Genomic DNA, 23,211 nt, shown 5'->3' with positions numbered 1-23,211 from the left:
GGGGGAGGATCCTCCCCTCTGCTCTCGTAAACTCTCCGCCGTGCAGCTGAATTCCGTGATCTCGAAGGTGTGGAGCGAACTCACGACCGAGGAGGTCTACGGCATCGCGCGGCTGCGGACCGACGTGTTCCTCCGCGAGCAGCGGGTCGACGACGAGGAGCTCGACGGCCGCGACCTCGAGCCCGCGACGCGGCACTGGTGGATCGCGGACGAGCGGGGCGTCGCCGCCTACCTCCGCACCCTCCTGGACGAGCGCGCCGAGCACCGCGACGCGCACCGCGTCATCGGACGCGTGGTGACGCGTGCCGACCGCCGCGGAGAGGGCCTCGCCGACCGCCTCGTGCGCGCGGTCGTGGAGCGGCACGGCGACGAGGCCCTCCTCCTGCACGCGCAGACCTACGTCGCCGGTCTGTACGCGCGCTCGGGCTTCGAGACGTTCGGCGACGAGTTCGAGGAGGCGGGCATCCCGCACATCGGGATGCACCGGAGCGCCTCACCGGCGCCCGGGGCGGCCCTGCCTACTCTGGAGGCATGAGCGGCACCACGGGCTTCGAGCGGACGACCGGCTCCGCCCTGTCCGAGCGGGACCGCCGCGTCCTCGAGTTCGAGGGCGAGTGGACGGCCCGCTCCGGAGACAAGGACGACGCGATCCGCGAGCGGTTCGGCCTCTCGGTCGCCCGCTACTATCAGGTGCTCAGCGCGGTTCTGGCCTCACCGGCCGCCCTCGCTCACGACCCGATGCTCGTCAAGCGGCTGCAGCGCATCCGCGACGGGCGCGCCGACGCCCGCGCCGCGCGCCGCCTCGGGCGTCCCGAGTAGACGAGCTGCTCGGGCCCACGAACGGAAGGCCGGCCGTACCGACGATGACCACCACCGCTCCGAAGGACCGCTTCGACGAGATCCCGGCCACCGAGGGGCGCGTGGGCGCCCATCGCCGGCCGCCGGCCCCGCACGCTCGAGCGATCGCTCTGGCCTGGGCGGCGCTCGCCACCGGAGTGATCGTGCTGCTCGGGTTCATCGGACTGCTCGTGATCGACAACCGGGTGCAGTTCAACGACGTCTTCACGGCGCCGACCGGCATCGTCGACACGGAGGCGACCCCCGCGGTCACCCCGACCGTCGACCCGACCCTCGCACTCGCGGTCCTGAACGGGACGGCGACGGAGGGCCTCGCCGCGAGCGCGGGGGACGCGCTCGCCGCAGCGGGCTGGAGCGTGCCCACGGTCGCCAACGCGAACACCGAGGACGAGGCGGCCACGACCGTCTACTACACCGACCCGCGGCTCGAGGGCGCGGCGCTCGGCGTCGTCCAGTCGCTCGGCGTCGGGACGATCGTGCTGACCGCCGACTTCGTCGAGACCGGCGCCGTGGTCGTCGTGCTCGGATCGGACTACCCGACGCAGTAGCTCGGGACCCCGGAGGGCCCTCGGAGCGCGGCAGTCGAGCCGCTCCCCGGGGGCGCTCTGTTTCCGGCACGTTTAATTCATGTTGAATCCCGGACAACTCTTTCCCACGGGCGCATTCCGCCCCATTCCGGGCCGAAACGCTGGCTTATGCTCCCTAATCAGGCACCTGCGCATCGCTCGTGTCGCAGGCAGCACAGCACTTTGGGAGTGAGAGATGGCGAACGGAACCGTCAAGTGGTTCAACTCTGAGAAGGGCTACGGCTTCATCACGGTCGACGGCGGCGGACAGGACGTGTTCGTCCACTACTCCGCCATCGACATGTCGGGATACAAGGTCCTCGAAGAGGGCCAGCACGTCGCGTTCGAGGTCGGCACCGGGTCCAAGGGCCCGCAGGCCGAATCGGTGCGCGTGGTCTGAGGCCCCCGCCCTGCACTGGAGCCGTCGTCCGCCTCGCGCGGGCGGCGGCTCCTCGCGTTGCGCCAGGCGCCGACGTCACTTGCACTCCTCCCGGGTGAGTGCCAGAATCGCTGTTGGCACTCGCTCCAGTCGAGTGCCAACGACGGAATTCCCCTGACGTCCGGGAGGGACGAAGAACACACATGGCCAAGATCATTGCTTTTGACGAAGAAGCCCGCCGCGGCCTCGAGCGTGGACTCAACACCCTGGCCGATGCGGTCAAGGTGACCCTCGGCCCGCGCGGTCGCAACGTCGTGCTCGAGAAGAAGTGGGGCGCCCCCACCATCACGAACGACGGCGTCTCCATCGCCAAGGAGATCGAGCTCGACGAGCCGTACGAGAAGATCGGCGCCGAGCTCGTCAAGGAGGTCGCCAAGAAGACCGACGACGTCGCCGGCGACGGAACCACCACCGCGACCGTCCTCGCCCAGGCGCTCGTCCGCGAGGGCCTGCGCAACGTCGCAGCCGGCGCCGACCCGATCAGCCTGAAGAAGGGCATCGAGAAGGCCGTCAAGGCCGTCACCGCCGAGCTCGTCGCCGGCGCGAAGGCGATCGAGACCAAGGAGGAGATCGCGGCCACGGCCTCCATCTCCGCCGCGGACACCGAGATCGGCGCGATCATCGCCGAGGCGATCGACAAGGTCGGCAAGGAGGGCGTCGTCACCGTCGAGGAGTCGAACACCTTCGGCACCGAGCTCGAGCTGACCGAGGGCATGCGCTTCGACAAGGGCTACCTGTCGCAGTACTTCGTCACGGACCCCGACCGCCAGGAGGCCGTGTTCGAGGACCCGTACATCCTGATCGTCAACTCCAAGGTCTCGAACATCAAGGACCTCCTCCCCGTCGTCGACAAGGTGATCCAGGCGGGCAAGCAGCTGCTGATCATCGCCGAGGACGTCGACGGCGAGGCGCTGGCGACCCTGGTCGTCAACAAGATCCGCGGCATCTTCAAGTCGGTCGCCGTCAAGGCCCCCGGCTTCGGCGACCGTCGCAAGGCGCAGCTCCAGGACATCGCGATCCTCACCGGCGGCCAGGTCATCTCCGAGGAGGTCGGCCTCAAGCTCGAGAACGTCACCCTCGACCTGCTCGGCTCGGCCCGCAAGGTCGTCATCACCAAGGACGAGACCACGATCGTCGAGGGTGCCGGCGACGCCGAGGCCATCGCCGGTCGCGTCGCGCAGATCCGCGGCGAGATCGAGAACACCGACAGCGACTACGACCGCGAGAAGCTCCAGGAGCGCCTCGCGAAGCTCGCCGGTGGTGTCGCGGTCATCAAGGCCGGAGCCGCGACCGAGGTCGAGCTCAAGGAGCGCAAGCACCGCATCGAGGACGCCGTCCGCAACGCGAAGGCCGCCGTCGAGGAGGGCATCGTCGCCGGTGGTGGCGTCGCCCTCATCCAGGCCGGCAAGCTGGCCTTCGAGAAGCTCGAGCTCGTCGGCGACGAGGCGACCGGAGCGAACATCGTCCGCGTCGCCATCGACGCCCCGCTCAAGCAGATCGCGCTGAACGCGGGCCTCGAGCCCGGCGTCGTCGCCGCCAAGGTCCGCGAGCTGCAGACCGGTTGGGGCCTCAACGCCGCGACCGGCGAGTACGTCGACCTGATCGCCGCCGGCATCATCGACCCGGTCAAGGTCACGCGCTCCGCTCTGCAGAACGCCGCCTCGATCGCCGGTCTGTTCCTCACCACGGAGGCCGTCGTCGCCGACAAGCCCGAGCGGAACCCCGTCGCCGCAGGCGGAGACCCCACGGGTGGCATGGACTTCTAGTCCGACCCGAACGACGCAGAAGGCGGTTCCCCTCCGGGGGAGCCGCCTTCGGCGTTCCACGGGTCGGCGTCGGCGTCGGACCGGCGGCACCGGGGGAGCCGTCGTAGGCCTGCCGGGCGTGATCCCGGCCGTCGGCGGAGGGCCGGCCGGGATCACCTCCGCCGGGTCAGAACGCGAACAGCCGCGCGTTGGCCTCCTCGGTCTCGGCGTACTGCTGGCCTGCCGTGGCGAGCGCGAGCGCGATCGACTCGAGGCCGTCGTCGACCTGCCCCTGCGTGGTCCGCCAGAGGCCGACCACCCCCTGGAACGCGGTCGAGGCCTGGCCCGTCCACGAGCTCTCGAGACTGGTCAGCAGGCCGAGGAGGCCGGCGACCTCGGCGCGGATGCGGTCCGCGTAGCCGTGCATGGATCCGCTCGCGGTGCTGATCGCGTCGATGTCGGTCTGGAAGTGGGTCACTGCAGGTCCTCTCGCTGAGTGCGCCGGTCGGCGCGTGCGAGAGAACCTACGGCGGACCGGGAGGGCCGCGGGGGCCGTCAGACCGAAGCTGGGGAGGACTCGCCGTTCTGGTCGACGGTGAGGAGAGGCAGCGCGACGCGGAAGGTGGCGCCGCCGCCCGGGGTCTCGACGACGTCGACGCGGCCCTTGTGCGCGGCGACGATGGACGACACGATCGCCAGCCCCAGACCGCTGCCGCCCGTCTCGCGCGTGCGCGAGGTGTCGGCGCGCCAGAAGCGCTGGAAGATCTTCTCGCGGATCTGCGGCGGGATCCCCTCGCCGTGGTCGATGACCTCGAGGAACGCGAGGCGCCGCGCGCGGTCGACGGCCACGCCGACCTCGATCGGCGTGTCCTCGGGGGTGTACCGGACGGCGTTGCCGATCAGGTTGGTCAGCACCTGGCGGATCTTGTTCTCCTCCGCCATGACGAGCGCGGGGACGCCGACCTGCTCGGGCTCGGGCGCGGTGCCGGCGGCGATGTCCTCGGCCATCACGCGGCGCGGGCGGCGGCGGAAGCGCGCCAGTCGCGCGCCGGCGGCCGCGATCGGTCCGGTGAGGCCGGCGGGAGCGATCTCCATCGTCTGGGTCGGCGTGCCCGTCGGGTCGTCCATCTCGAGGGCCGGGGTCTCGACCGGGGTGTCGTCGCGGGTCTCGACGCCGAAGTCTCGATCGGGCCAGGAGGCCATCGCGTCCATCGCGGCGTCGCGGGCGAGCGGCATCAGGTCGACGGGGGAGAGCGCGAGCGGCTTGGTCTCGTCGAGGCGGGCGAGCTCGAGGAGGTCCTCGACGAGGCCGCCCATCCGGATCGCCTCCTTCTCGATGCGCTCCATCGCTTGGCCGACGGCCTCGGGGGTCTGCAGCGCGCCCATCCGGTAGAGCTCGGCGTAGCCCCGGACGGAGACGAGGGGAGTGCGCAGCTCGTGGCTGGCGTCTCCGACGAAGCGGCGCATCTGGTCGATCGTGCGCGCGCGGTCGCGGAAGGCGCTGTCGATCCGCACGAGCATCGCGTTGAGCGAGCGGTTGAGCCGGCCGACCTCGGTGTTGGGGGTGGTGCCGTCGAGCCGCTGGCTGAAGTCGCCGTCGGCGATGGCGGCGGCGGTCTGCTCCACCTGGCGCAGCGGTGCGAAGGTGGTGGTGACCAGCAGCCGTGTCAGCATCGCGCCGATGACCACGATCGCGACGCCGAACCCGAGGAAGATCGTCAGGTAGATCGTCATGATGTTGTCGATGTCGCGCGTCGACGTGGCGAGCAGCAGCGTCGTGATCTTGTTGCCGTCGGAGTACGTCGTCGCCACGTAGTGGTACTCGATCTTGCCGCTCGCGCTGTAGAGCGTCGCGCTGTCGTCGCCCAGCTTCAAGGCCTCGTCGATGGAGAAGGTGCCGGGGAAGACGGGGTCGCTGGGATCGATCGCGGTCGAGGCGAACTGCCTTCCGACGGCGTTGTACAGGGCGCCGACGTACTCCTTGTCCGAGTCGTCCATCGCCGCCTCACCCTCGTTGACGAGGATGTTCGCGGTCTCCTGCGCCTTCGCGCGCAGATCCACGTCGAGCTGAGTGACCAGCTGCGGTTTCAGCAGCGTCATCGTGCCGATGCCGGAGACCAGCAGGCCGAGCGTCAGCAGGAGGACGGTGACGGCGGTGATCTTCGTGCGCAACGAGATGGAGTTCCACCGCTCAGCCAGACCCTGGTGCATGACGGTGGAACTCCCTCGAAGTCGTGCGGGCGCCCGCCCCCTCGCGGGGCCGGCACCGGGGCGGCGGAGGTCAGACCTTCGCGACCTTCAGCATGTATCCGAATCCTCGCTTGGTCTGGATGAGCGATTCCTCCGAATGCGTGTCGAGCTTACGTCGGAGGTACGAGATGTAGGACTCGACGATGCCCGCATCGCCGTTGAAGTCGTACTCCCAGACGTGATCGAGGATCTGCGCCTTGCTGAGCACCCGGTTGGGGTTGAGCATCAGGTAGCGCAGCAGCTTGAACTCGGTCGGGCTGAGCTCGACGGGCTCGTCGCCGACGAGGACCTCGTGGGTGTCCTGGTCCATCGTGAGCTCGCCGGCCCGGATGACCGCGTCCTCCTCGGCGTGCATCGTGCGGCGGAGGATCGCCTTGATGCGCGCGACGATCTCGTCCAGGCTGAACGGCTTGGTGACGTAGTCGTCGCCGCCGACGGTGAGGCCGGTGATCTTGTCCTCGGTGTCGTCCTTCGCCGTGAGGAAGAGGATGGGCGAGGTGTAACCGGCCGAGCGCAGGCGCTTGGTGACCCCGAAGCCGTTCATGTCCGGCAGCATCACGTCAAGGATGATGAGGTCCGGCTCCTCCTCGAGGACTGCGGAGATGGCCTGAGCGCCGTTGCCGACCGCGCGCACGGCGAAGCCGGCGAAGCGGAGGCTCGTGGTGAGCAGGTCGCGGATGTTGGGCTCGTCGTCGACGATGAGAATGCGGGGTCCGTCCATGCGGACAGTATCTGCGCGTGGCCTGGGTGGAGTCTGGGAGTCGCGTGACCGGCCGCTCGTCGCGGCCTCGGTGCCGCCGGAGAGGCCGGTGCGGGTCCGCGCTACGAGGCGCGGCGGCGGCGGACGCCGACCACGAGCATCGCGATCATCATCAGGAAGGCGATCGGCAGACCGACCAGCGGCAGGGCGATGACGAACTGCCAGAGGCCGCCGCTGTAGTCGCGGACGCCCATCATGGGCGCCACCAGGACGGCGATGAACGCGAGCACCGTCACGACGATGATCGCGACGAACATGTAGGCGAGCGTGCGCTCCGCGCGTCCGATGCCCGCAGGCTGCTGTGGCTTCACGGGTCAAGGATAGGGCGGGCGCCGTCCACTAAACTGATGGCTGCTTCATTTCCAGGAGGGGTTCCGCATGCCTACCGGCAAGGTCAAGTTCTACGACGAGGAGAAGGGCTTCGGCTTCATCAGCACTGATGACGGCCAGGAGGTCTTCCTGCACGCTTCCGCGCTGCCCTCCGGGACCGCGGTCAAGGCCGGCACCCGCCTCGAGTTCGGCATCGCCGACGGCAAGCGCGGTGCGCAGGCGCTCTCGGCCCGGATCATCGACACTCCTCCCAGCATGGTCAAGCTCAATCGCAAGTCCGCCGACGACATGTCGGTCATCGTCGAGGACACGGTGAAGCTGCTGGACGGGATCGGCACGGGCCTCAAGCGCGGCCGCTACCCCGACAAGGCGCACGGGCGCACGATCGCGACGCTGCTGCGCCGGGTTGCGGACGAGCTGGATGCCTGACGCCGACGAGACGACCGGCGACCCGTCGCCACGGAACGACGCTCCCGCTCCCGAGTCCGAGTGGACGGCACCCGCGAGGGGCGCTGCCGACGACGTCCTGTTCCAGGACGGCACCGCCGAGGAGCCCGCCGTTGAGGAGACCGCCGCCGCGGACGCGCCGGCCGCCGACGCTGCGGCGGAGCGCGACACCGAGCCGTCGAAGCCGGTCTCGTCGCCGGTCTGGAGCGACGAGATCGACGAGGACGACGAGTCGGACGACGACGAGGCCGCCGAGGCGGGCGTGGATCCGGAGGCGGGGCCCGCAGCGGACGCCGGAGAGCCGGAGCCCCAGCCGGTCTACGAGCTCGACCCCGTGCTCGCAGGCTCCGAGGACCGTGCGCGCGAGGCGCTCCTCGACATCACGACCGCCGACACGATCGGCACCCTGGTCGCGACGATCGCCCAGGGCGAGCACGTCGTCTCGCTGCAGTTCACGAATCTGATGCGCGGCTACCCCGGGTGGCTCTGGACGGCGACGCTGTCGAGGATCGACGAGTCCGAGGGCGTCAACGTGCTCGAGGTCGAGCTGCTGCCGGGCGAGGGCTCCGTGCTCGCGCCCGACTGGGTCCCGTGGTCGGTCCGGCTCGCGGACTACCGCGCGGCGCAGGACGCCAGCGGTGAGCGCGACGAGACCGAGGACGACGAGTACGACGACGACATCGTCGTCGACGGCGACGCGGTGGCGGACGAGGACGAGATCCTCGACGACGACGACGAGGCGGACGACGACGACGTCTCCGACGAGGACGCCGACGACGACTCGGACGAGGACGACACCGACTCCGACACCGACTCCGACGAGGACGACTCCGAGGACGACGACTCCGAGGGCGAGGACGCCGTCGCCGGCGCCTCGGACGACGGACGACGGGGCGGCAGCGGCCGCGGACGTCGGCGCCGCCGCCGCTGACGGCACTCGGCCGAGCGGGAACGCCCTCGCTCGGCCCGGGCGCTGAGGCGACGACGCTCCGCGCGGTGACGGATGTGGAGGCTCAGCGGCGGTTGCGGCTGTAGAAGAGGCCGATCGTCCCGAGGACGAGGCCGATCACGACGGTCGACAGGACGAGCGGCGCCACCGACGCGCCCGCCGCCGCGGCGATCAGCACGCCGATCAGGGCGAGCAGCCACACGACGCACCCCACGAGGAGCGCCGTCGCGTCGTCGGAGGCGTACGGCGGGGGAGCGGGGCGGCGCTCGTCCGGACGGAGCCAGAGCCTCACCGCGCGCCTCCCCGATCCGCCCGGTCGATCAGTCGGCCAGGCGCTCGACGACGTAGTCGATGCAGCGGAGCAGCGAGCGGACGTCGTCCGGGTCGATCGCGACGAAGGTCGCGACCCGCAGCTGGTTGCGGCCGAGCTTGCGGTACGGCTCCGTGTCGACGATGCCGTTGGCGCGCAGGATCTTCGCGATCAGCGCAGCGTCGACCGAAGCGTCGAAGTCGACGGTGGCGACGACCTGCGAGCGGTGCTCGGGCACCTCGACGAACGGGGTCGCGATCGGCGAGGCCTCGGCCCAGTCGTAGATCGCCGACGAGGACTCGAGCGTGCGCGCCGACGCCCAGGCCAGGCCGCCGCTCGTGTTCATCCACTCGAGCTGCGACTCCATCAGCAGCAGCGTCGAGAGGGCGGGGGTGTTCAGCGTCTGGTTCAGCCGGGAGTTGTCGACCGCGTTCTGCAGGCTGAGGAACTCGGGGATGTAGCGGCCGCTCGCCGCGATCCGCTCGATCCGCTCGATCGCGGCCGGCGAGAAGAGGCCGAACCAGAGGCCGCCGTCCGAGGCGAAGTTCTTCTGCGGGGCGAAGTAGTAGACGTCGGCCTCCGTGGCGTCGAAGTCGATCCCGCCCGCGGCGCTGGTCGCGTCGATCACCGTGAGGGCGCCCTGGTCGCCGTGCACGCGCCGCACCGGTGCCATGACCCCGGTGGAGGTCTCGTTGTGCGGCCAGGCGTAGACGTCGACGCCCTCGAGGATCTCGACCTCGCTGCGCGAGCCGGCCGGGGCCGACACGACGTGCGCGGGTTCGAGGAACGGCGCCGAGGCGGCCTTGGCGAACTTCTGGCCGAACTCGCCGAACGTCAGGTTTTCGGCGCGGCGGTCGATCAGCGAGAAGGCGGCGGCGTCCCAGAAGGCGGTCGAGCCGCCGTTGCCGAGCAGGACCTCGTAGCCCTCGGGGATGCGGAACAGCGTCGCGAGGTGCTCGCGCACGGAGCCGACCAGGTTCTTCACCGGGGCCTGCCGGTGCGAGGTGCCGAGGAGGTGCGCGCCCTGCGTCGCGAGGTGCGCGAGCTGGTCGTGCCGCACCTTGGACGGGCCGCAGCCGAACCGCCCGTCGTGGGGGAGGAGCTCGCGAGGAATGGTGACGTCCGGCATGCGTTAATACTAGGGTTCCCGGCCCGCCCCGCCTTCGACCATCGGAGGCCCTGCGCCCTGCCCCGTCGCCGATGACGGGACACGGTGCCCAGTAAGGTTGTGCGCGCTGAGACCGGAAGGCTGAGATGACGGATCTGATCGACACGACCGAGATGTACCTGCGCACCATCCTGGAGCTGGAGGAGGAGAACATCATCCCGCTCCGGGCCCGCATCTCCGAGCGGCTCAGCCACTCGGGCCCCACCGTCTCGCAGACCGTCGGCCGGATGGAGCGCGACGGCCTCGTCGTCGTCTCCGGCGACCGCCACCTCGAGCTCACCGGCGACGGGCGCCGCAAGGCGATCCACGTCATGCGCAAGCACCGCCTCGCCGAGCGCCTCCTCCACGACGTCATCAAGCTCGACTGGGAGTTCGTGCACGAGGAGGCCTGCCGCTGGGAGCACGTGATGAGCGAGCAGGTGGAGCGCCGCCTCCTCGAGATGCTCGACCACCCCACCGAGTCGCCCTACGGCAACCCGATCCCGGGGCTCGACGAGCTGGGGGACACCCCCGCCTCGCGCTTCGCGGACGGCGTCATCAGCATCCCCCGCTTCGTCGCCGGCTCGGCCGAGCCTCAGCGCGGCGTCGTGCGCCGACTGGGCGAGCCCGCGCAGGTGGACCCGGAGCTGCTGCTGCAGCTCAAGCAGGCGGGCGTCGTCCCCGGAGCCGAGGGCGAGTTCTCGGCGCTCAACGGCTACGTGCTCGTGCGCATCGACGGCGTGGAGGCGGGCATCGAGCTCCCCAACGAGGTCGCTGCGCACATCTTCCTCGTCAGCTGAACGTCCGCTCCACGCGTACTACTGCATCCGCGGGGTGGGTCGGGACACGATCCGGTCTCCGAATGGTGACAAATCGGTAACGGTCGCTTACGCTCTGTGGAGCCCTGCGGCCGAACCCCGGTCGTGAGGCGCGGAGTCCGACGTCCCTTCCCGTCTCGGGCCCCGTGAACACCGATGCTTCGCGCACGTGAGACGGGACAGCTGCCTGGGCTGACGGGACGTCGGAGGTCCTCCCCCTTGCCCCAGAACCCCGCCGGCCCCGCCGGTTCCCCCGATCGGTTCCGCTCCACCCACCCGGACAGCCCCCGCAACAGGTCCTCCTTCGAGAACCGCCCGCCGGTCGTCCGCGCCCGCTACACCGACGAGGCGCCCGTCGCCCGCCGGGCCGTGCCGACGGCGCCGTCGCGCCAGGCCGATGTCACCGACTTCGTCCCGACGCCCGCGGGCTCGCCCCGCCGACGCAGCCGCGGTCGCACGATCGGCAAGGTCGCCATCGTCGGATTCGCCGGTGCCCTCGTCGCCACCATGGCGCTCCCCGCCTACGCCTTCTCGCCCGGCACCGAGAGCGACGGGCTCTTCGCCGCCTCGCAGGCCGACCTCCTCCGGCAGGGCGACGCGCAGACCGTCGCCGTCGCCGGGGGAGTGGTCCAGGCCGCGATCGCGCGCGACGGCTTCACCGCCGAGGCCGCGCCGCCGCCCCCGCCGCCCGAGCCTGAGCCGGTGGTCGAGCCCGTCGTCGACACCACCGACGTCGCCGAGGCCCGCGCGGAGACCGCGGAGAGCTTCAACTCCTACGAGGGCGCCTCGGCCAGCGAGCTCGCGGCCACCGCGCCGAGCACGAGCTACAGCCTCTCGGCCGTCTTCAACACGGCGCTGCAGTACCAGGGCGTGCCTTACGTCTTCGGCGGCGCCGACCCGAGCGGCTTCGACTGCTCCGGCCTCGTCATGTACGTCTTCGCGCAGTACGGCATCTCGATGCCGCACTCGGCCGCGGGTCAGGCGGCCATGGGCACGCAGATCCCGCTGTCCGAGGCGCAGCCCGGCGACCTGGTGATCATGCCCGGCCACGACGGCTTCTACGCGGGCAACGGCAACATCCTGCACGCGCCGTACGAGGGCGCGAGCGTCCGCGTGCAGCCGATCTGGACGAGCAACTACACGATCGTCCGCATCTCCGGCTGACGCCTGCGCGTCCGCTCCGCGAGAGCCCGTCCCGAGCAGGGGGCGGGCTCTTCCGCGTCCCGCGTGCGTCGTTCCGCGGCTGCGCGTGTGAAATGGTGATGACGAATAGCCGCCATCCCCTGGTGTTCCGGGCGCGAAGGGTTAATCTGAACCTCAGTCCGCTCGCGTGGCGAGCGGAGGATTCGTCGAGGGACGGAGTGCCGGAATGGCCGAGCGGAACGGGCACCACTGCGTGGGGCTGCGTTCGCGCGTGCGGCGCACCGACGCGATCCGGGCGGGGATCCTCCTCGCCGCACTCCACTCCGCCGACACTCGGATACGGCACCACGTCACCGTGCGGCTCCACGCCGCGGCCTCGAAGGGCGCCGTCATGACGACGGCGCCCTTTCGCGTGGTCGCGGCGTCTCCGCACGGCGGCGTGCGACAGCACGGAGGTCACTGATGCGCACACTCGTCCTCAACGCCGGCTACGAGCCGCTCGCGGTGGTGTCCTTCAAGCGGGCGCTGGTGCTGCTGATGTCCGAGAAGGCGATGATCATCGTCGCCGACGAGGAGCACCCGGTGCACGGCGCGACCGGCGACTACGTCCGGCCCTCGGTGATCGTGCTCACGCGCTACGTCCGCATCCCGAGCTCGCGCAGCGTGCCGGTCTCGCGCCGCGGGGTGCTGCGGCGCGACAACCACCGCTGCGGCTACTGCGGTCAGCACGCCAACACGATCGACCACATCCAGCCGAAGTCGCGGGGCGGGCGGGACACCTGGGAGAACCTCGTCGCCTGCTGCCACCGCTGCAACAACCTCAAGAGCGACCGGACGCCGCTCGAGATGGGCTGGCAGCTGCGCTCGGTGCCGCGGATGCCGCGCGCCGGCTCCTGGCTCGTGCGCGGCGCCGAGCGCACCCAGCCCGAGTGGGACGACTACCTGACCGCTGCGGCGGCCTGACCCCTGCCGCGAGATGCCACTTGTGCACGCTCGACACGGCGTGTCGCGTGCACAAGTGGCATCTCGCGGGGTGCGGGGCTACTCGTTGTCGCCGCCCGTGGCCTCCGAGGCGTTGCCCGAGCGGGAGCCGGACCAGGTCCAGTTCGCGACCTCGGGGATGTCCTCGCCGTGCTCGCGGGTGTACGCGCGGGCACGGATCCGGGCGTCCTGCATCTCCTGGCGGAGGCCCGCCGCCTTCGCGCCGAGGCCGGGAGTGCGGTCGATGACGTCCATCACCAGCGAGTAGCGGTCGAGATCGTTCAGCATCACCATGTCGAACGGCGTGGTCGTCGTGCCGTTCTCCTTGTAGCCGCGGACGTGCAGGTTGCCGTGACCGGTGCGCTTGTAGGTCAGGCGGTGGATCAGCCACGGGTAGCCGTGGTACGCGAAGATCACCGGGCGGTCGGGCGTGAAGACCGCGTCGAACTCGCGGTCGGACAGGCCGTGCGGGTGCTCGGACTCCGACATCAGCCGCATCAGGTCGACGACGTTGACGGTGCGGATCGCGAGGTCGGGCAGCGCCTCGCGGAGGATGCTGACGGCCGCGAGGGTCTCGAGGGTCGGGACGTCGCCGGCGCAGGCCAGCACGACGTCCGGCGACTCGCCGCGGCGCTCGCTGCTCGCCCACTCCAGGATGCCGAGGCCGCGGGTGCAGTGCGCCACCGCCTCCGCCATGGTGAGCCAGGCGGGGGCGGGCTGCTTGCCGGCGACGACGACGTTGACGTAGTCGACGCTGCGGAGGCAGTGGTCGTAGACCGAGAGCAGCGTGTTGGCGTCGAACGGCAGGTAGACCCGCACCACCTCCGGTTTCTTGTTGACCACGTGGTCGATGAAGCCGGGGTCCTGGTGGCTGAAGCCGTTGTGGTCCTGGCGCCAGACGTGGCTGGAGAGCAGGTAGTTGAGGCTCGCGATCGGGCGGCGCCACTCGATGTCGCGGGTGCCGTCGAGCCACTTCGCGTGCTGGTTGAACATCGAGTCGATGATGTGGATGAACGCCTCGTAGCAGGTGAAGAGCCCGTGGCGGCCGGTGAGCAGGTAGCCCTCCAGCCAGCCCTGGCACTGGTGCTCGGAGAGCACCTCCATCACGCGGCCGGCGCGGGCGAGGTGGTCGTCGAGCGGGCTGAGCTCGGCGTTCCACTGCTTGTCGGTCGCGGCGTAGACGCTCTGCAGGCGGTTGCTCGCGACCTCGTCGGGGCCGAAGATCCGGAAGTTCGTCGGGTTCTCGCGGATGACGTCGGCGAGCCACTCGCCGAGCACCTTCGTCGCCTCGGCGATGGTGCCGCCCGGCTCGTGCACGACGACCTCGTAGCGGCGGAAGTCCGGCAGCCGGAGGGTCTGGCGGAGCAGGCCGCCGTTGGCGTGCGGGGTCGCGCTCATCCGCAGCTCGCCCTCGGGCGCGAGCGAGCGGACGCGGTCGGCGATGCCGCCCTCCTCGGTGAAGAGCTCCTCGGGGCGGTAGGACCGGAGCCACTCCTCGAGCAGGCGGGTGTGCGCCTCGGTGTCGCGCGCGTTCGCGAGCGGCACCTGGTGGGCGCGGTAGGTGCCCTCGACCTGCACGCCGTCGATCTCCGCGGGGCAGGTCCAGCCCTTCGGGGTCTTCAGGATGATCATCGGCCAGGCGGGGCGGGAGAGGTCGCCCTCCGCGGCGCGCGCCTTGATCGCGGCGATGCGGTCGAGCACGGTGTCGAGCACCGCGGCGAAGCGCTCGTGCACCCGCATCGGGTCCTCGCCGTCGAAGCCGCCCTCGACGGTGAACGGCTCGTGGCCGTAGCCGCGCATCAGGCTCTCGAGCTCCGCGTGCGGGATGCGGGCGAGGACGGTCGGGTTGGCGATCTTGAAGCCGTTGAGGTGCAGGATCGGCAGGACGACGCCGTCGGTCGCGGGGTTCACGAACTTGTTCGAGTGCCAACTGGTGGCGAGCGGGCCCGTCTCGGCCTCGCCGTCGCCGACCACGGCGGCGACCAGGAGGTCCGGGTTGTCGAAGGCGGCGCCGTAGGCGTGGCTGAGCGAGTAGCCGAGCTCGCCGCCCTCGTGGATGCTGCCGGGGGTCTCGGGGGCGGCGTGGCTCGGGATGCCGCCGGGGAAGCTGAACTGGCGGAAGAGGCGGCGCAGGCCGTCCTCGGTCTCGTCGATGTGCGAGTAGATCTCGCTGTAAATGCCGTCGAGGTAGGCGTTGGCGACCATGCCCGGTCCGCCGTGGCCGGGGCCGGTGATGTAGAGGGTCGGCTGCGCGCGCTCGGCGATGGCGCGGTTGAGGTGCGCGTAGATCAGGTTGAGGCCGGGGGTCGTGCCCCAGTGGCCGAGCAGGCGCGGCTTGATGTGCTCCTTCGCGAGGGGCTCGCGCAGCAGCGGATTGGCGAGCAGGTAGATCTGACCGACCGCGAGGTAGTTCGCGGCGCGCCACCAGGCGTCGATGGTGTCGAGGGTGGCGGTGTCGAGCGGACTGTCGTCCCTGGCGGCCCAGACGTGCTGAGCGGCGGGGGAGGTGAGGGATGCGACCATGCTGCAACGCTTCCAGGCGAGCGCGCGGGGCGGAAGGGCCTTGCGGGCGGCGGGGCGTCGTCCGGACGGGGCTCCTCGCCGCAGAACATCAGCTGAGAAGGGTGGGCATCGCTCCTCAGCGGATGCCCCCCTCTCTCAGCTGATGGTGCGCGGCCGGATCAGCCGCGCGGGGTGGCTCGGCGGAGGATCAGGGCGCCGAGGACCGCGGACAGGGCTGTCGGGACGAGCAGCAGGGCGAAGGCGCCCGTGAAGCCGATCGCCTCGAAGGCGAGCCAGACGGAGTCCCAGCTCTCGGTGAGGGTGAACAGGGCGATCAGGCCGACGATCAGCGCGCCGAGGGCGAGGAAGAAGACGGTCATCCCCGTGGCCCGCCAGCGGACGTAGACCGCGGCGACGGCCGAGCCGGCGAAGAAGAAGAAGAGGAAGAGGCTGAAGACCGCGAAGGTCTGGGCGAGCCAGGAGACGTCGCTGTAGGCGGCGGCGCGGAACATGTAGCCGCCGAGCCCCCAGCCGTTCGTCGCCTGCTCGAGCGCGGACATCGTGGAGTAGAGGACGGTCCAGGCGGCGGACAGGCCGACGAAGGTCATCGCCGTGCCGAGGGAGTAGTCGCGGCGGGTCGAGCCGTAGCCCAGCGCGAGGGCGAAGGTGACATTGGTGGCCTGGACGGCGACGACCAGCATGTAGATGAAGATGAAGGTCGTGCCGCCGGTGATCTGCACGCCGGAGTCGCCGCCGGCGGCCGGGACGCCGACCATCCGCAGCACGAGCAGCCAGATGATCAGGCTGCCGACGAAGATCGCGCCGAGGATCGCGAGCGGAGTGACGAGCAGCGTCGCCGGGTTCGCGAGGTGCAGGCGGACGATGATGAGCAGGCGGTGGCGCGCGACGGAGCGCTGCGGGGCGAGGGCGGTCATGAGGCGGCCTTTCCGGTGGTCAGCTGGACGACGAGCTGCTGGAGCGAGACGGGCTCGAGCTCGAGGCCGCGGTGGCGGGCCTCGTCGCGGTCGGCGGTGCCGAGGTGGGGGAGCGTCGCGGTGGCGAGGCCGCCGACTCCGCTGCGGGAGAGGACCTCACGGCCCTCGGTGAAGGAGTCGACCGCGGCACGGCTGCCGGTGACGGTCGCGGCGGCTCCGCGGAGCTCCTCGGTGTCGCTGTCGACGAGGAGGCGGCCGTCGTCGATGACGAGGACGTGCTCGAGGAGGCTGCTGACCTCGTCGATCAGGTGGGTGGAGAGGACGACGGTGCGCGGGTGCTCGCCGAAGTCGGCGAGCAGGCGGTCGTAGAAGAGCTGCCGGGCGACGGCGTCGAGGCCGAGGTACGGCTCGTCGAAGAAGGTCAGCGGGGCGCGGGAGGCGAGGCCGACGATGACGCCGATCGCGGAGAGCTGGCCGCGGCTGAGCTTCTTGACGCGGCGATCGAGCGGGAGTCGGAAGTCGACGACGAGCTCCTGGGCGAACTCCTCGTCCCAGCCCTCGAAGAACCAGCGGGCGCTGCGGAGCACGTGCTTCACCTTGAAGTCCTCCGGGTACTTCTGGCTCTCCTTGATGAAGCAGGTGCGGGAGAGGACGGCGGCGTTCTCGACGGGCGTCTCGCCGAAGACGCGGATGCTGCCTGTGCTGGCGAACTCCTGGCCGGTGAGCAGCGACATCAGGGTGGTCTTGCCGGCGCCGTTGCGGCCGAGGAGGCCGTGGATCCGGTTCTCCTCGAGGGTGAAGCTGACGTCGGAGACGGCGTGCATGCTGCCGTAGTGCTTGCTGAGGTCGGCGACCTCGATGACCGCGCTCATCGCGATCCTCCTTCGATGTCGGTGATCATGGCGGTGAGCTGCTCGCGGGTGAGGCCGAGCTTGGCGGCCTCCGCGAGGAGCGGTGCGACGAACTGGTCGCGGAACTGCGTGCGGCGCTTCTCGACCAGGCGGTCGCGCGCTCCCTCGGCGACGAACATGCCGATCCCCCTCTTCTTGTACAGGACGCCCTCGTCGACGAGCAGGTTCACGCCCTTGCCCGCCGTGGCCGGGTTGATGCGGTGGAACGCGGCGAACTCGTTCGTGGACGGGACCTGGTCCTCCTCGGGCAGCGCGCCCGCGATGATGTCGTTCTCGATCTGCTCGGCGATCTGCAGGAAGATCGGGCGGGAGTCGTCCATGGGGCTCCTTCCCTCGGTGTCGGGGTTCGTGGTGTGTTGGTTCGTTGGTGCAGTAACTAACCAATCATGCAGCTCGTGCCGTGTCAAGAGCGACGGCTCCGGGCGATCGGTACACTGGACGGCACCGGCCTCTGTAGCTCAATGGAAGAGCGACTCCGTCCTAAGGAGCAGGTTGGGGGTTCGAGTCCCTCCAGGGGCACCACTGCTAAATGCGTTTCGATCAGGAAAAACCACTGATTGACGCGTCTCCCAATCTGGGCGGTGTGCCTAAGCGCCCGCCATGATGGCCGGAAGCCGGTCGACGGCGTCTCTCTGCATTGTCTCGGTGACGTGAGAGTAGACGGACATCGTGATCGAGTTGTCGCTGTGGCCGAGGCGCTCCTGCACCACCTTCGGGTGGATACCCGCGCCGAGGAGCGGCGTTGCGTGAGTGTGCCGCAGCCCGTGAAGCCCCATCACGGGAAGCGCGTCAACGCCCAAGCGGCGTCGAGCTGCGGCCACCCTCACCGACCACCGCATCGTTGCGCGATTCGGGTTGATTACCTCTCCCCAATCGTTGCCGAAAATGAAGGCGTCTCCTTTGGCCAGATCTAGAGAGATGGACCCGCGCAGTCCCTTCCAGGCGCGAAGGGCATCGGTGACGGACGAGTCGACGTCGACGACCCTCGCGCTGCCGCTCTTCGTGCTCTAGACCGTGCCGATGTTGACCGTGTCCGCGGCTCGACAGATCGAGATGCGGTTGCGTGCCTGGTCGACGTCTGCCCACTTGAGAGCGAGCGCCTCGCTGCGCCTCATCCCTGTCTGAGCGAGCATGAGCCAGTAGGTGAAGTGCTCATCGCCGTAGACGTCGCGGTCCCTCTCGAGGAACCGCTTGAGCTGCTCGGCTGACCAGGTCACCATCTCGGGTGCCTGCTCGCGGACTTGCTTCCCGGTGGGCGCCTTCACCAATCGGGTTCTCCGCGCCGGGTTCGACGCGAGCAGGCCGTCGTCGCGGACGAAGCTGCGACTCAGTTCTGGGCGATCGCTGACGCCGCGGAAGCGAAGGGCATTCCCACTCAGAAGCTGATGGAAGAGCTGCTTCCCGGTTGCGCGGAGGCTCTGCAGGGCGCCACCGTCGCATCGGAGGGCAGCGCGGCCGTCACTGAGGAGAACGCAGCGAAGCTTGAGGAGCTGTCGGGTAAGGCGCAGTCGGCCGAGACGGACATCGACGCACTCGCCGAGACCATCCGCGGCTTCGGGTCCGCACAGCTCGACGTCAACTCTGCGACGCGTGAGTTCGAGGCATCCATCGATGAGCTGTCCGCGGCGGTGGAGAAGAACGGGACATCGCTCGATGTCACCACCGAGCAGGGGCGGGCCAACCAGGCCAGCCTGGATGCGCTTGCTCAGGCGTCGATCGGCGTCGCTTCAGCCACCGCAGTCCGCACTGGCAGCGAGGGCGAAGCCCGGGCGGCCCTTCAGCGGGGCCGCGAGGAGCTGATTCGTCAGCTCGGACAGTTCGGGATCACTGGGGCGGCTACGGAGTCCTACGCGGACGACCTGGGGCTCATCCCCGACAACATCACCACCGCGGTCGGCCTCACCGGGGATGCGGCAGTCGCAGCCCGCCTCGACTACCTCACGCGAAATCGGACGATCTCGATCACCACCGTGGTCGACTCGCCCAACGGTGCCGCGTTCTCGGACGCGCGCTCGTCGGTCGGCTCCGCCAACGGGAACCTGTTCGACTATCCCTCGACGAGGGTCGCCGCCGCATCCAATGCGCTCGCCTTCGCCAACGGAGGATTCGCACCGGGCATCTACGCTGGCCGGACTGAATCGATCCACAAGTTCGCAGAGCCGGAGACGCGGTGGGAGGCATACATCTTTGGCAAGCCTGGGCAGGAAGCACGGAACCTCGCCATCTGGGAAGAGGCGGGAGAGCGTCTCGGAGCGTTCGACAGCACGCGGTACAGCAGCGACTACATCGATCCCCGCAGCCTCGCGCCGATGCCGGCGAACTACTCGACGTCGAACGTCAACAACAGCAAGACGATCACGCCGACCGTCTCGCTCGGGTCGGGCAACACGTTCTACAGCTACGACCCGACCGAGATCGCGAAGCAGCAGAGGCGCGAGCTGAACCGCGCGATGGCGCTGGTCGGTCCGTTCCGCTGACGGGTGGGGCGGGTCCCCCTCGTGAGGACCCGTCCCGACCTCCGGGTATTGCCCGTTTTCACATACGGAGAAGCGCGGGAGTGCGACCCGAGTTGGGAGGGCCGAGGGCGACAGTTTCGTGGTTGTATTTGCAGATGACCAGCGCAGCGACGACGAGCACCACGCTGGCCGTCTCGCACATAGTTCCGGATGGGTCGATGCCGGAGTCCGGCATGAAAGAGGAGTTGAGCAAGGCGTTCGTGCACATGCTTGCGAGCGCGGCGGGCCTCGACGTGGGCACTTGGGGCCAGGACTTTGACGTTCGCGACGTCACGCTGAAGTCGCGCGTGCCCTACGACGAGCTCGAGGACGCCGGAATCGACGTGCAGTTGAAGTGCACGGGCCAGGAGTCAGTCGTCCACGAGGAATTCATTTCTTGGAAGCTGACGCCAACTCACGTTGAGAAGCTACGACGAACCCACCGGGCGACGCCATATCTTCTCTGTGTACTCGTCACTGAGCATGAGGTTGGCCATTGGCTGCACCACAGTGTCGAGGGTTTGTTAGCTCGAAGCCACATGTATTACATCTGGGGACGTAACCTTCCCGAGCCCGTATCCGGCCAAGACAAGCAAACGATCAGGCTCCCTAAGGCCAATGTTCTAACGCCGGCAAGCTTGCTAGAATTGATGGAGGAGGCGAGCAAATGGCGACCGGTTCAAAGAACCTAGGCAAGATATACGGCGAATACGCGCCGGTCCTCGATGGTCGCCGCATAGCTCAATTTCTGGCTACCCAAAGCTGGACTATTCAGTCAGACCGCGGATATGCGGAGGTTTGGACTGCACCAGGTCGGGCTGGCAGCGAGATCGCGCGAGTATTGCTGCCGATAGACAAGACCCTGGATGATTACTCGCTCCGTCTTGAGCAGGCCGTCGATCGCATAGCGCGGTCCTTCTCCTGGGATCTCACTGATCTAGTGGAGCAAATTGCTGCCGCGCGCGCCGACCTTTTCTTCATTCGAGTTGACCAAGAGATGAGTGACGGCACGATTCCTCTGCGGCAGGCCACCGCCCTGCTGGAGAACATCGACGACATGATTCGTTCTGCGGCGCTCACAGCGAATAACCCACACGCGTCTGGCCGGGGGCGTGTACCCAAGGCTGTGAATGAATTTCTAAACGAAGACGTCCGGATGGGACACACCAAGCAGGGCAGCTTCATCATCACCGTCGCGGCTCGGCTCGACGACGCCATCGATGTTGCTGGGCAAGCTGTGCCGAGCTTTACAAGGCAGGTCATGACGACCCTTGCCCGCGGCCTCGAAGTGACAAAGCAGGTTGCGGAGAATGATCCGCAAGCGCCCAACTTCGATTCCGCCATGGATCAGGGTATGCGATTACCAATGGTGCGGGCTCTCCAAGCGATGGGGGCTGGTGAAGGCACTCGGTCTCTTGACCTCTCGTTCGAGTGGGCGCCTATCGAGCCTATGCGCTCAGCTGTACCGAAGAAAATTGAGCTCTCCCGGGACACGATTGAACTACTACCCGACGTAGCGAGCCGCTTGACGATCAAGGAGTCTCCTCAGAAGGTCACCCTCACTGGCCCCGTTGTCGAACTCAAGCGTTCGGATGACGGCGACCCAGACGGCGATTCCGGTGAAATCGTCGTTCGGGCTGACGTCGAAGGGTCGTGGAGACGCGTATCAGTCGCTCTTCTCGGCTCAGACCATGATGTGGCAATTGTTGCGTATAGGCAGAAGCTGCCCTTCACCGTCAGCGGCGTCCTTGACAAAGTCGGACGAAGTTGGAGACTTACCGATCAAATCGAAGTCGATCGATCCTTTATCGATTTCCAGCAAGCGAGACTTGTCGACCAAGCGCTCGTGCCGGTAGTAGACGGGCCGAAACCGCGAGCTAGCGAGCCTCACGCGATCACCGACGGCTCCGCCTGAGGTGTCCACCGACGGGCATGCCAGCCAAGCGCCGAGCTGGAACACCGGCGCCGCGCGTGAGCACGCGGCCAGCTAGCCTCGCCCTATGGCGTCACTCAACGAAGCTGCCGACCCGGCCCCGCTCCTAGGAGCACCCTCTTTCGTCTGCCCCCGGTGCAACGTTCTCGCCGCGCAATCGTGGTACGGGCTGTCCTACGATGGCGAAGACGGCGACTTCTACTCCGCGACTGACCAACCTGGAACGAATCACGGTACGACCTTCGTGCCAGCACCAAGTTGGATGATGAGCGATTGCTTTGCGTGTCAACGCAAGTCTGTATGGAGGGGCTCAACGCTCGTCTTTCCACGATCGTCTTCGCTTCCGACCCCTCACCCCGCAATGCCGCCGGCAGCTCTCGAGTTGTACGACGAGGCTCGGGCCGTCGCTGACATCTCGCGGCGGGCCGCCGCGGCACTGGCACGCGCCTCCTTGGAGAGGCTCCTCAGAACAGTCCGACCCGACTTCCGGGGTCAGCTAGACGACAGGATTGCGGACGTCGCACCACTACTGAGCACAGCCACCGGGCGGCTCCTGACGGCGCTCAGACACGTAGGCAACAAATCACTGCATGTCGAGGACGAGGCAGACGAGATCGTCTCCTTGTACCTCGGTGACGTTGCAGCCGGCGTAATCGAGCTCTTTTTTGCTGCCATCAACGACGTGACCGAGGAACTCGTCGCCAAGCCCGCTGAAGCGGACCGTATCTGGAGCATGCTCCCGGAAGGTGTGCGCGCAGAGGCCGAGAGGAAGGCGGCGGCGGAGTCGAAGTGAGGTGTCGCTCGTCGACGCTCGCCGCCCGGACCCCCGCCCTGCTGCCCGTAGCGGGCGTTGGCCGACGGCGCGCATGTCAGAGCTCGGCTGCGTGAACCCACATGGTGCCGGGACCTGAGTGCCCAGCAAAGAGCGAAACGTGAGTCCCGCCTACCCCACGCTCATCCGGGTTGACGACGCGCCCCAGAAGACGGCTACGAAGGCCAATCACGGCGAGCGTTACCTCCTCGATTTCGGCTGTAATTGCTCGAATTTCGCCGGGGTCGAGAGTTGTCATCACAGGGCTGAGCAAGTTGCCGAGGTTCTCGTAGGCACCAGACGCCGTTGAGGCGGGAACGAGATGAGTGAACGCGTTTCGTCGCTTGGCTACCGCTGCTGCTGTTGTCGTCCAGGCGGATAGCTCGGTGGCGACATCGCCGTGGAGCTCGAGAACGAATGGGAGATTGCTGATCGCCTTCAACTTCTTCAGCACCTCGCCAAATGGAATCCGCGCCAGTGCAATTTGAACGACCGCTCGGTCGGAATCTCGCAAGAACACAACCAGCGCGGTCAATGCATTCGCCTCAAGCTCCGCAAAATTGAGCAGCATGCGGCCGAGTTCGCTGGTGATCTCGTCCAAAGACGAGGGCTGTTCGACGGTAGGCACGGCTTGCACCCTACCGCGCGTGTCGGACGTCTCGGCGATCCTCGCCCCATGTCGCACCACTGGACGCCGCTCTCGAATGCCTCGAGGTCCGTCGTCCCATACGAGTGGCGGATGGCAGACAAGCGCGAGGATCTCGGCTGGATCAGACTCGTGCAGTACCAGGGCCGTCCGACTTACGTCTGCGTCACGCGCAGCAGTGGGTCGTCGGCGGCGGGGACACGCTCCGTGAGGCGGCTGAAGCGTTCCTCGCGTG

Annotated in this window: 26 protein-coding genes, 1 tRNA gene and 1 pseudogene; 15 read left to right on the top strand and 13 right to left on the bottom strand. The window is 68.6% G+C overall.

Going from position 1 to position 23,211, the window contains the following annotated elements; genetic code table 11:
- The first annotated feature begins 40 nt into the window (after positions 1–40).
- From HRK28_RS04360 to groL, 5 genes are all read left to right on the top strand, one after another.
- A complete protein-coding gene (locus HRK28_RS04360; RefSeq protein ID WP_244231789.1) occupies positions 41–535 on the top strand; it encodes a GNAT family N-acetyltransferase in 495 nt (164 codons plus the stop codon).
- A complete protein-coding gene (locus HRK28_RS04355) occupies positions 532–819 on the top strand; it encodes a DUF3263 domain-containing protein (RefSeq protein ID WP_160087814.1) in 288 nt (95 codons plus the stop codon). The genes HRK28_RS04360 and HRK28_RS04355 overlap by 4 nt, the downstream gene beginning before the upstream one ends.
- Positions 820–863: 44 nt before the next feature.
- The gene (locus HRK28_RS04350; RefSeq protein WP_160087816.1) at positions 864–1,406 is read left to right on the top strand and encodes a LytR C-terminal domain-containing protein; all 543 of its coding nucleotides are present in this window, start codon (positions 864–866) and stop codon (positions 1,404–1,406) included.
- A 214-nt stretch (positions 1,407–1,620) separates the two neighbouring features.
- Entirely contained in the window at positions 1,621–1,824 is a 204-nt protein-coding gene (locus HRK28_RS04345) for a cold-shock protein (RefSeq protein ID WP_123445168.1), read from the top strand.
- Positions 1,825–2,006: 182 nt separating this feature from the next.
- Positions 2,007–3,629, top strand: coding sequence for a chaperonin GroEL (gene groL, locus HRK28_RS04340; RefSeq protein WP_173250525.1), 1,623 nt, complete (start codon positions 2,007–2,009; stop codon positions 3,627–3,629).
- Between the two features lie 166 nt (positions 3,630–3,795).
- Here groL and HRK28_RS04335 read toward each other — a convergent pair whose 3' ends face one another.
- The 4 genes from HRK28_RS04335 to HRK28_RS04320 all read right to left on the bottom strand — a co-directional run bounded on the left by HRK28_RS04335 (position 3,796) and on the right by HRK28_RS04320 (position 6,929).
- Positions 3,796–4,086: a WXG100 family type VII secretion target gene (locus HRK28_RS04335; protein ID WP_160087818.1), complete on the bottom strand. Its 291-nt coding sequence runs from the start codon at positions 4,084–4,086 to the stop codon at positions 3,796–3,798.
- Between the two features lie 77 nt (positions 4,087–4,163).
- Positions 4,164–5,780, bottom strand: coding sequence for an ATP-binding protein (locus HRK28_RS04330; RefSeq protein ID WP_367948338.1), 1,617 nt, complete (start codon positions 5,778–5,780; stop codon positions 4,164–4,166).
- A 109-nt stretch (positions 5,781–5,889) separates the two neighbouring features.
- Positions 5,890–6,579 (bottom strand): response regulator transcription factor, encoded by a 690-nt coding sequence (locus HRK28_RS04325; RefSeq protein WP_085475163.1) that lies wholly within the window; start codon positions 6,577–6,579, stop codon positions 5,890–5,892.
- A 101-nt stretch (positions 6,580–6,680) separates the two neighbouring features.
- The gene (locus HRK28_RS04320) at positions 6,681–6,929 is read right to left on the bottom strand and encodes a hypothetical protein (RefSeq protein WP_244231790.1); all 249 of its coding nucleotides are present in this window, start codon (positions 6,927–6,929) and stop codon (positions 6,681–6,683) included.
- 67 nt (positions 6,930–6,996) lie between these two features.
- On the opposite strand from HRK28_RS04320, the gene HRK28_RS04315 reads away from it, so the two are divergent.
- Positions 6,997–7,377: a cold-shock protein gene (locus HRK28_RS04315; protein ID WP_160087822.1), complete on the top strand. Its 381-nt coding sequence runs from the start codon at positions 6,997–6,999 to the stop codon at positions 7,375–7,377.
- A complete protein-coding gene (locus HRK28_RS04310; RefSeq protein ID WP_173250524.1) occupies positions 7,370–8,326 on the top strand; it encodes a DUF3027 domain-containing protein in 957 nt (318 codons plus the stop codon). The genes HRK28_RS04315 and HRK28_RS04310 overlap by 8 nt, the downstream gene beginning before the upstream one ends.
- Positions 8,327–8,408: 82 nt before the next feature.
- On the opposite strand, the gene HRK28_RS04305 is transcribed toward HRK28_RS04310, so the two are convergent.
- Positions 8,409–8,636, bottom strand: coding sequence for a DUF2530 domain-containing protein (locus tag HRK28_RS04305; RefSeq protein ID WP_173250523.1), 228 nt, complete (start codon positions 8,634–8,636; stop codon positions 8,409–8,411).
- Between the two features lie 28 nt (positions 8,637–8,664).
- The gene (gene serC / locus HRK28_RS04300) at positions 8,665–9,783 is read right to left on the bottom strand and encodes a phosphoserine transaminase (protein ID WP_173250522.1); all 1,119 of its coding nucleotides are present in this window, start codon (positions 9,781–9,783) and stop codon (positions 8,665–8,667) included.
- Positions 9,784–9,908: 125 nt separating this feature from the next.
- On the opposite strand from serC, the gene HRK28_RS04295 reads away from it, so the two are divergent.
- The 3 genes from HRK28_RS04295 (at position 9,909) to HRK28_RS04285 (ending at position 12,725) form a co-directional block, all read left to right on the top strand.
- The gene (locus HRK28_RS04295; protein WP_160087830.1) at positions 9,909–10,601 is read left to right on the top strand and encodes a metal-dependent transcriptional regulator; all 693 of its coding nucleotides are present in this window, start codon (positions 9,909–9,911) and stop codon (positions 10,599–10,601) included.
- Between the two features lie 237 nt (positions 10,602–10,838).
- Entirely contained in the window at positions 10,839–11,783 is a 945-nt protein-coding gene (locus tag HRK28_RS04290; protein WP_254304495.1) for a C40 family peptidase, read from the top strand.
- Between the two features lie 441 nt (positions 11,784–12,224).
- Positions 12,225–12,725 carry an HNH endonuclease gene (locus HRK28_RS04285; RefSeq protein WP_160087832.1) on the top strand — a complete coding sequence of 167 codons (501 nt, stop codon included), beginning with the start codon at positions 12,225–12,227 and terminating at the stop codon, positions 12,723–12,725.
- Positions 12,726–12,803: 78 nt separating this feature from the next.
- Here the strand turns inward: HRK28_RS04285 and HRK28_RS04280 are convergent, their stop codons facing one another.
- From HRK28_RS04280 to HRK28_RS04265, 4 genes are all read right to left on the bottom strand, one after another.
- The gene (locus HRK28_RS04280) at positions 12,804–15,266 is read right to left on the bottom strand and encodes a phosphoketolase (RefSeq protein WP_173250521.1); all 2,463 of its coding nucleotides are present in this window, start codon (positions 15,264–15,266) and stop codon (positions 12,804–12,806) included.
- 158 nt (positions 15,267–15,424) lie between these two features.
- Entirely contained in the window at positions 15,425–16,180 is a 756-nt protein-coding gene (locus HRK28_RS04275; protein WP_173250520.1) for an ABC transporter permease, read from the bottom strand.
- Positions 16,177–17,052: an ABC transporter ATP-binding protein gene (locus HRK28_RS04270; RefSeq protein ID WP_173250519.1), complete on the bottom strand. Its 876-nt coding sequence runs from the start codon at positions 17,050–17,052 to the stop codon at positions 16,177–16,179. The genes HRK28_RS04275 and HRK28_RS04270 overlap by 4 nt, the downstream gene beginning before the upstream one ends.
- Positions 17,049–17,411 (bottom strand): GntR family transcriptional regulator, encoded by a 363-nt coding sequence (locus tag HRK28_RS04265; protein WP_123445182.1) that lies wholly within the window; start codon positions 17,409–17,411, stop codon positions 17,049–17,051. The genes HRK28_RS04270 and HRK28_RS04265 overlap by 4 nt, the downstream gene beginning before the upstream one ends.
- A 127-nt stretch (positions 17,412–17,538) precedes the next feature.
- On the opposite strand from HRK28_RS04265, the gene HRK28_RS04260 reads away from it, so the two are divergent.
- Positions 17,539–17,613: transfer RNA gene (locus HRK28_RS04260), tRNA-Arg, on the top strand.
- Positions 17,614–17,678: 65 nt separating this feature from the next.
- Here the strand turns inward: HRK28_RS04260 and HRK28_RS04255 are convergent.
- A pseudogene (locus tag HRK28_RS04255) lies at positions 17,679–18,083 on the bottom strand (tyrosine-type recombinase/integrase); the annotation flags it as partial.
- 15 nt (positions 18,084–18,098) lie between these two features.
- The gene (locus HRK28_RS04250; protein ID WP_173250518.1) at positions 18,099–18,311 is read right to left on the bottom strand and encodes a hypothetical protein; all 213 of its coding nucleotides are present in this window, start codon (positions 18,309–18,311) and stop codon (positions 18,099–18,101) included.
- A 165-nt stretch (positions 18,312–18,476) separates the two neighbouring features.
- Here HRK28_RS04250 and HRK28_RS04245 point away from each other — a divergent pair, with 165 nt between their 5' ends.
- The 4 genes from HRK28_RS04245 to HRK28_RS04230 all read left to right on the top strand — a co-directional run bounded on the left by HRK28_RS04245 (position 18,477) and on the right by HRK28_RS04230 (position 22,312).
- Positions 18,477–19,568: a hypothetical protein gene (locus HRK28_RS04245; protein WP_173250517.1), complete on the top strand. Its 1,092-nt coding sequence runs from the start codon at positions 18,477–18,479 to the stop codon at positions 19,566–19,568.
- Between the two features lie 134 nt (positions 19,569–19,702).
- Positions 19,703–20,278: a DUF4365 domain-containing protein gene (locus tag HRK28_RS04240; protein WP_173250516.1), complete on the top strand. Its 576-nt coding sequence runs from the start codon at positions 19,703–19,705 to the stop codon at positions 20,276–20,278.
- On the top strand, positions 20,254–21,501 hold the full coding sequence (locus HRK28_RS04235) for a hypothetical protein (RefSeq protein ID WP_173250515.1): 1,248 nt from the start codon (positions 20,254–20,256) through the stop codon (positions 21,499–21,501). The genes HRK28_RS04240 and HRK28_RS04235 overlap by 25 nt, the downstream gene beginning before the upstream one ends.
- 379 nt (positions 21,502–21,880) lie before the next feature.
- Positions 21,881–22,312: a DUF4145 domain-containing protein gene (locus HRK28_RS04230; protein ID WP_217274393.1), complete on the top strand. Its 432-nt coding sequence runs from the start codon at positions 21,881–21,883 to the stop codon at positions 22,310–22,312.
- 76 nt (positions 22,313–22,388) lie between these two features.
- Here the strand turns inward: HRK28_RS04230 and HRK28_RS04225 are convergent, their stop codons facing one another.
- Positions 22,389–22,958: a hypothetical protein gene (locus HRK28_RS04225; protein ID WP_173250513.1), complete on the bottom strand. Its 570-nt coding sequence runs from the start codon at positions 22,956–22,958 to the stop codon at positions 22,389–22,391.
- Positions 22,959–23,211: the final 253 nt, after the last annotated feature.

Source organism: Rathayibacter sp. VKM Ac-2835, assembly GCF_013266705.1.
Lineage (GTDB): Bacteria > Actinomycetota > Actinomycetes > Actinomycetales > Microbacteriaceae > Rathayibacter.
Note: the sequence above shows the minus strand (reverse complement) of the source record. Positions and strands in the feature narration are given on the sequence as shown.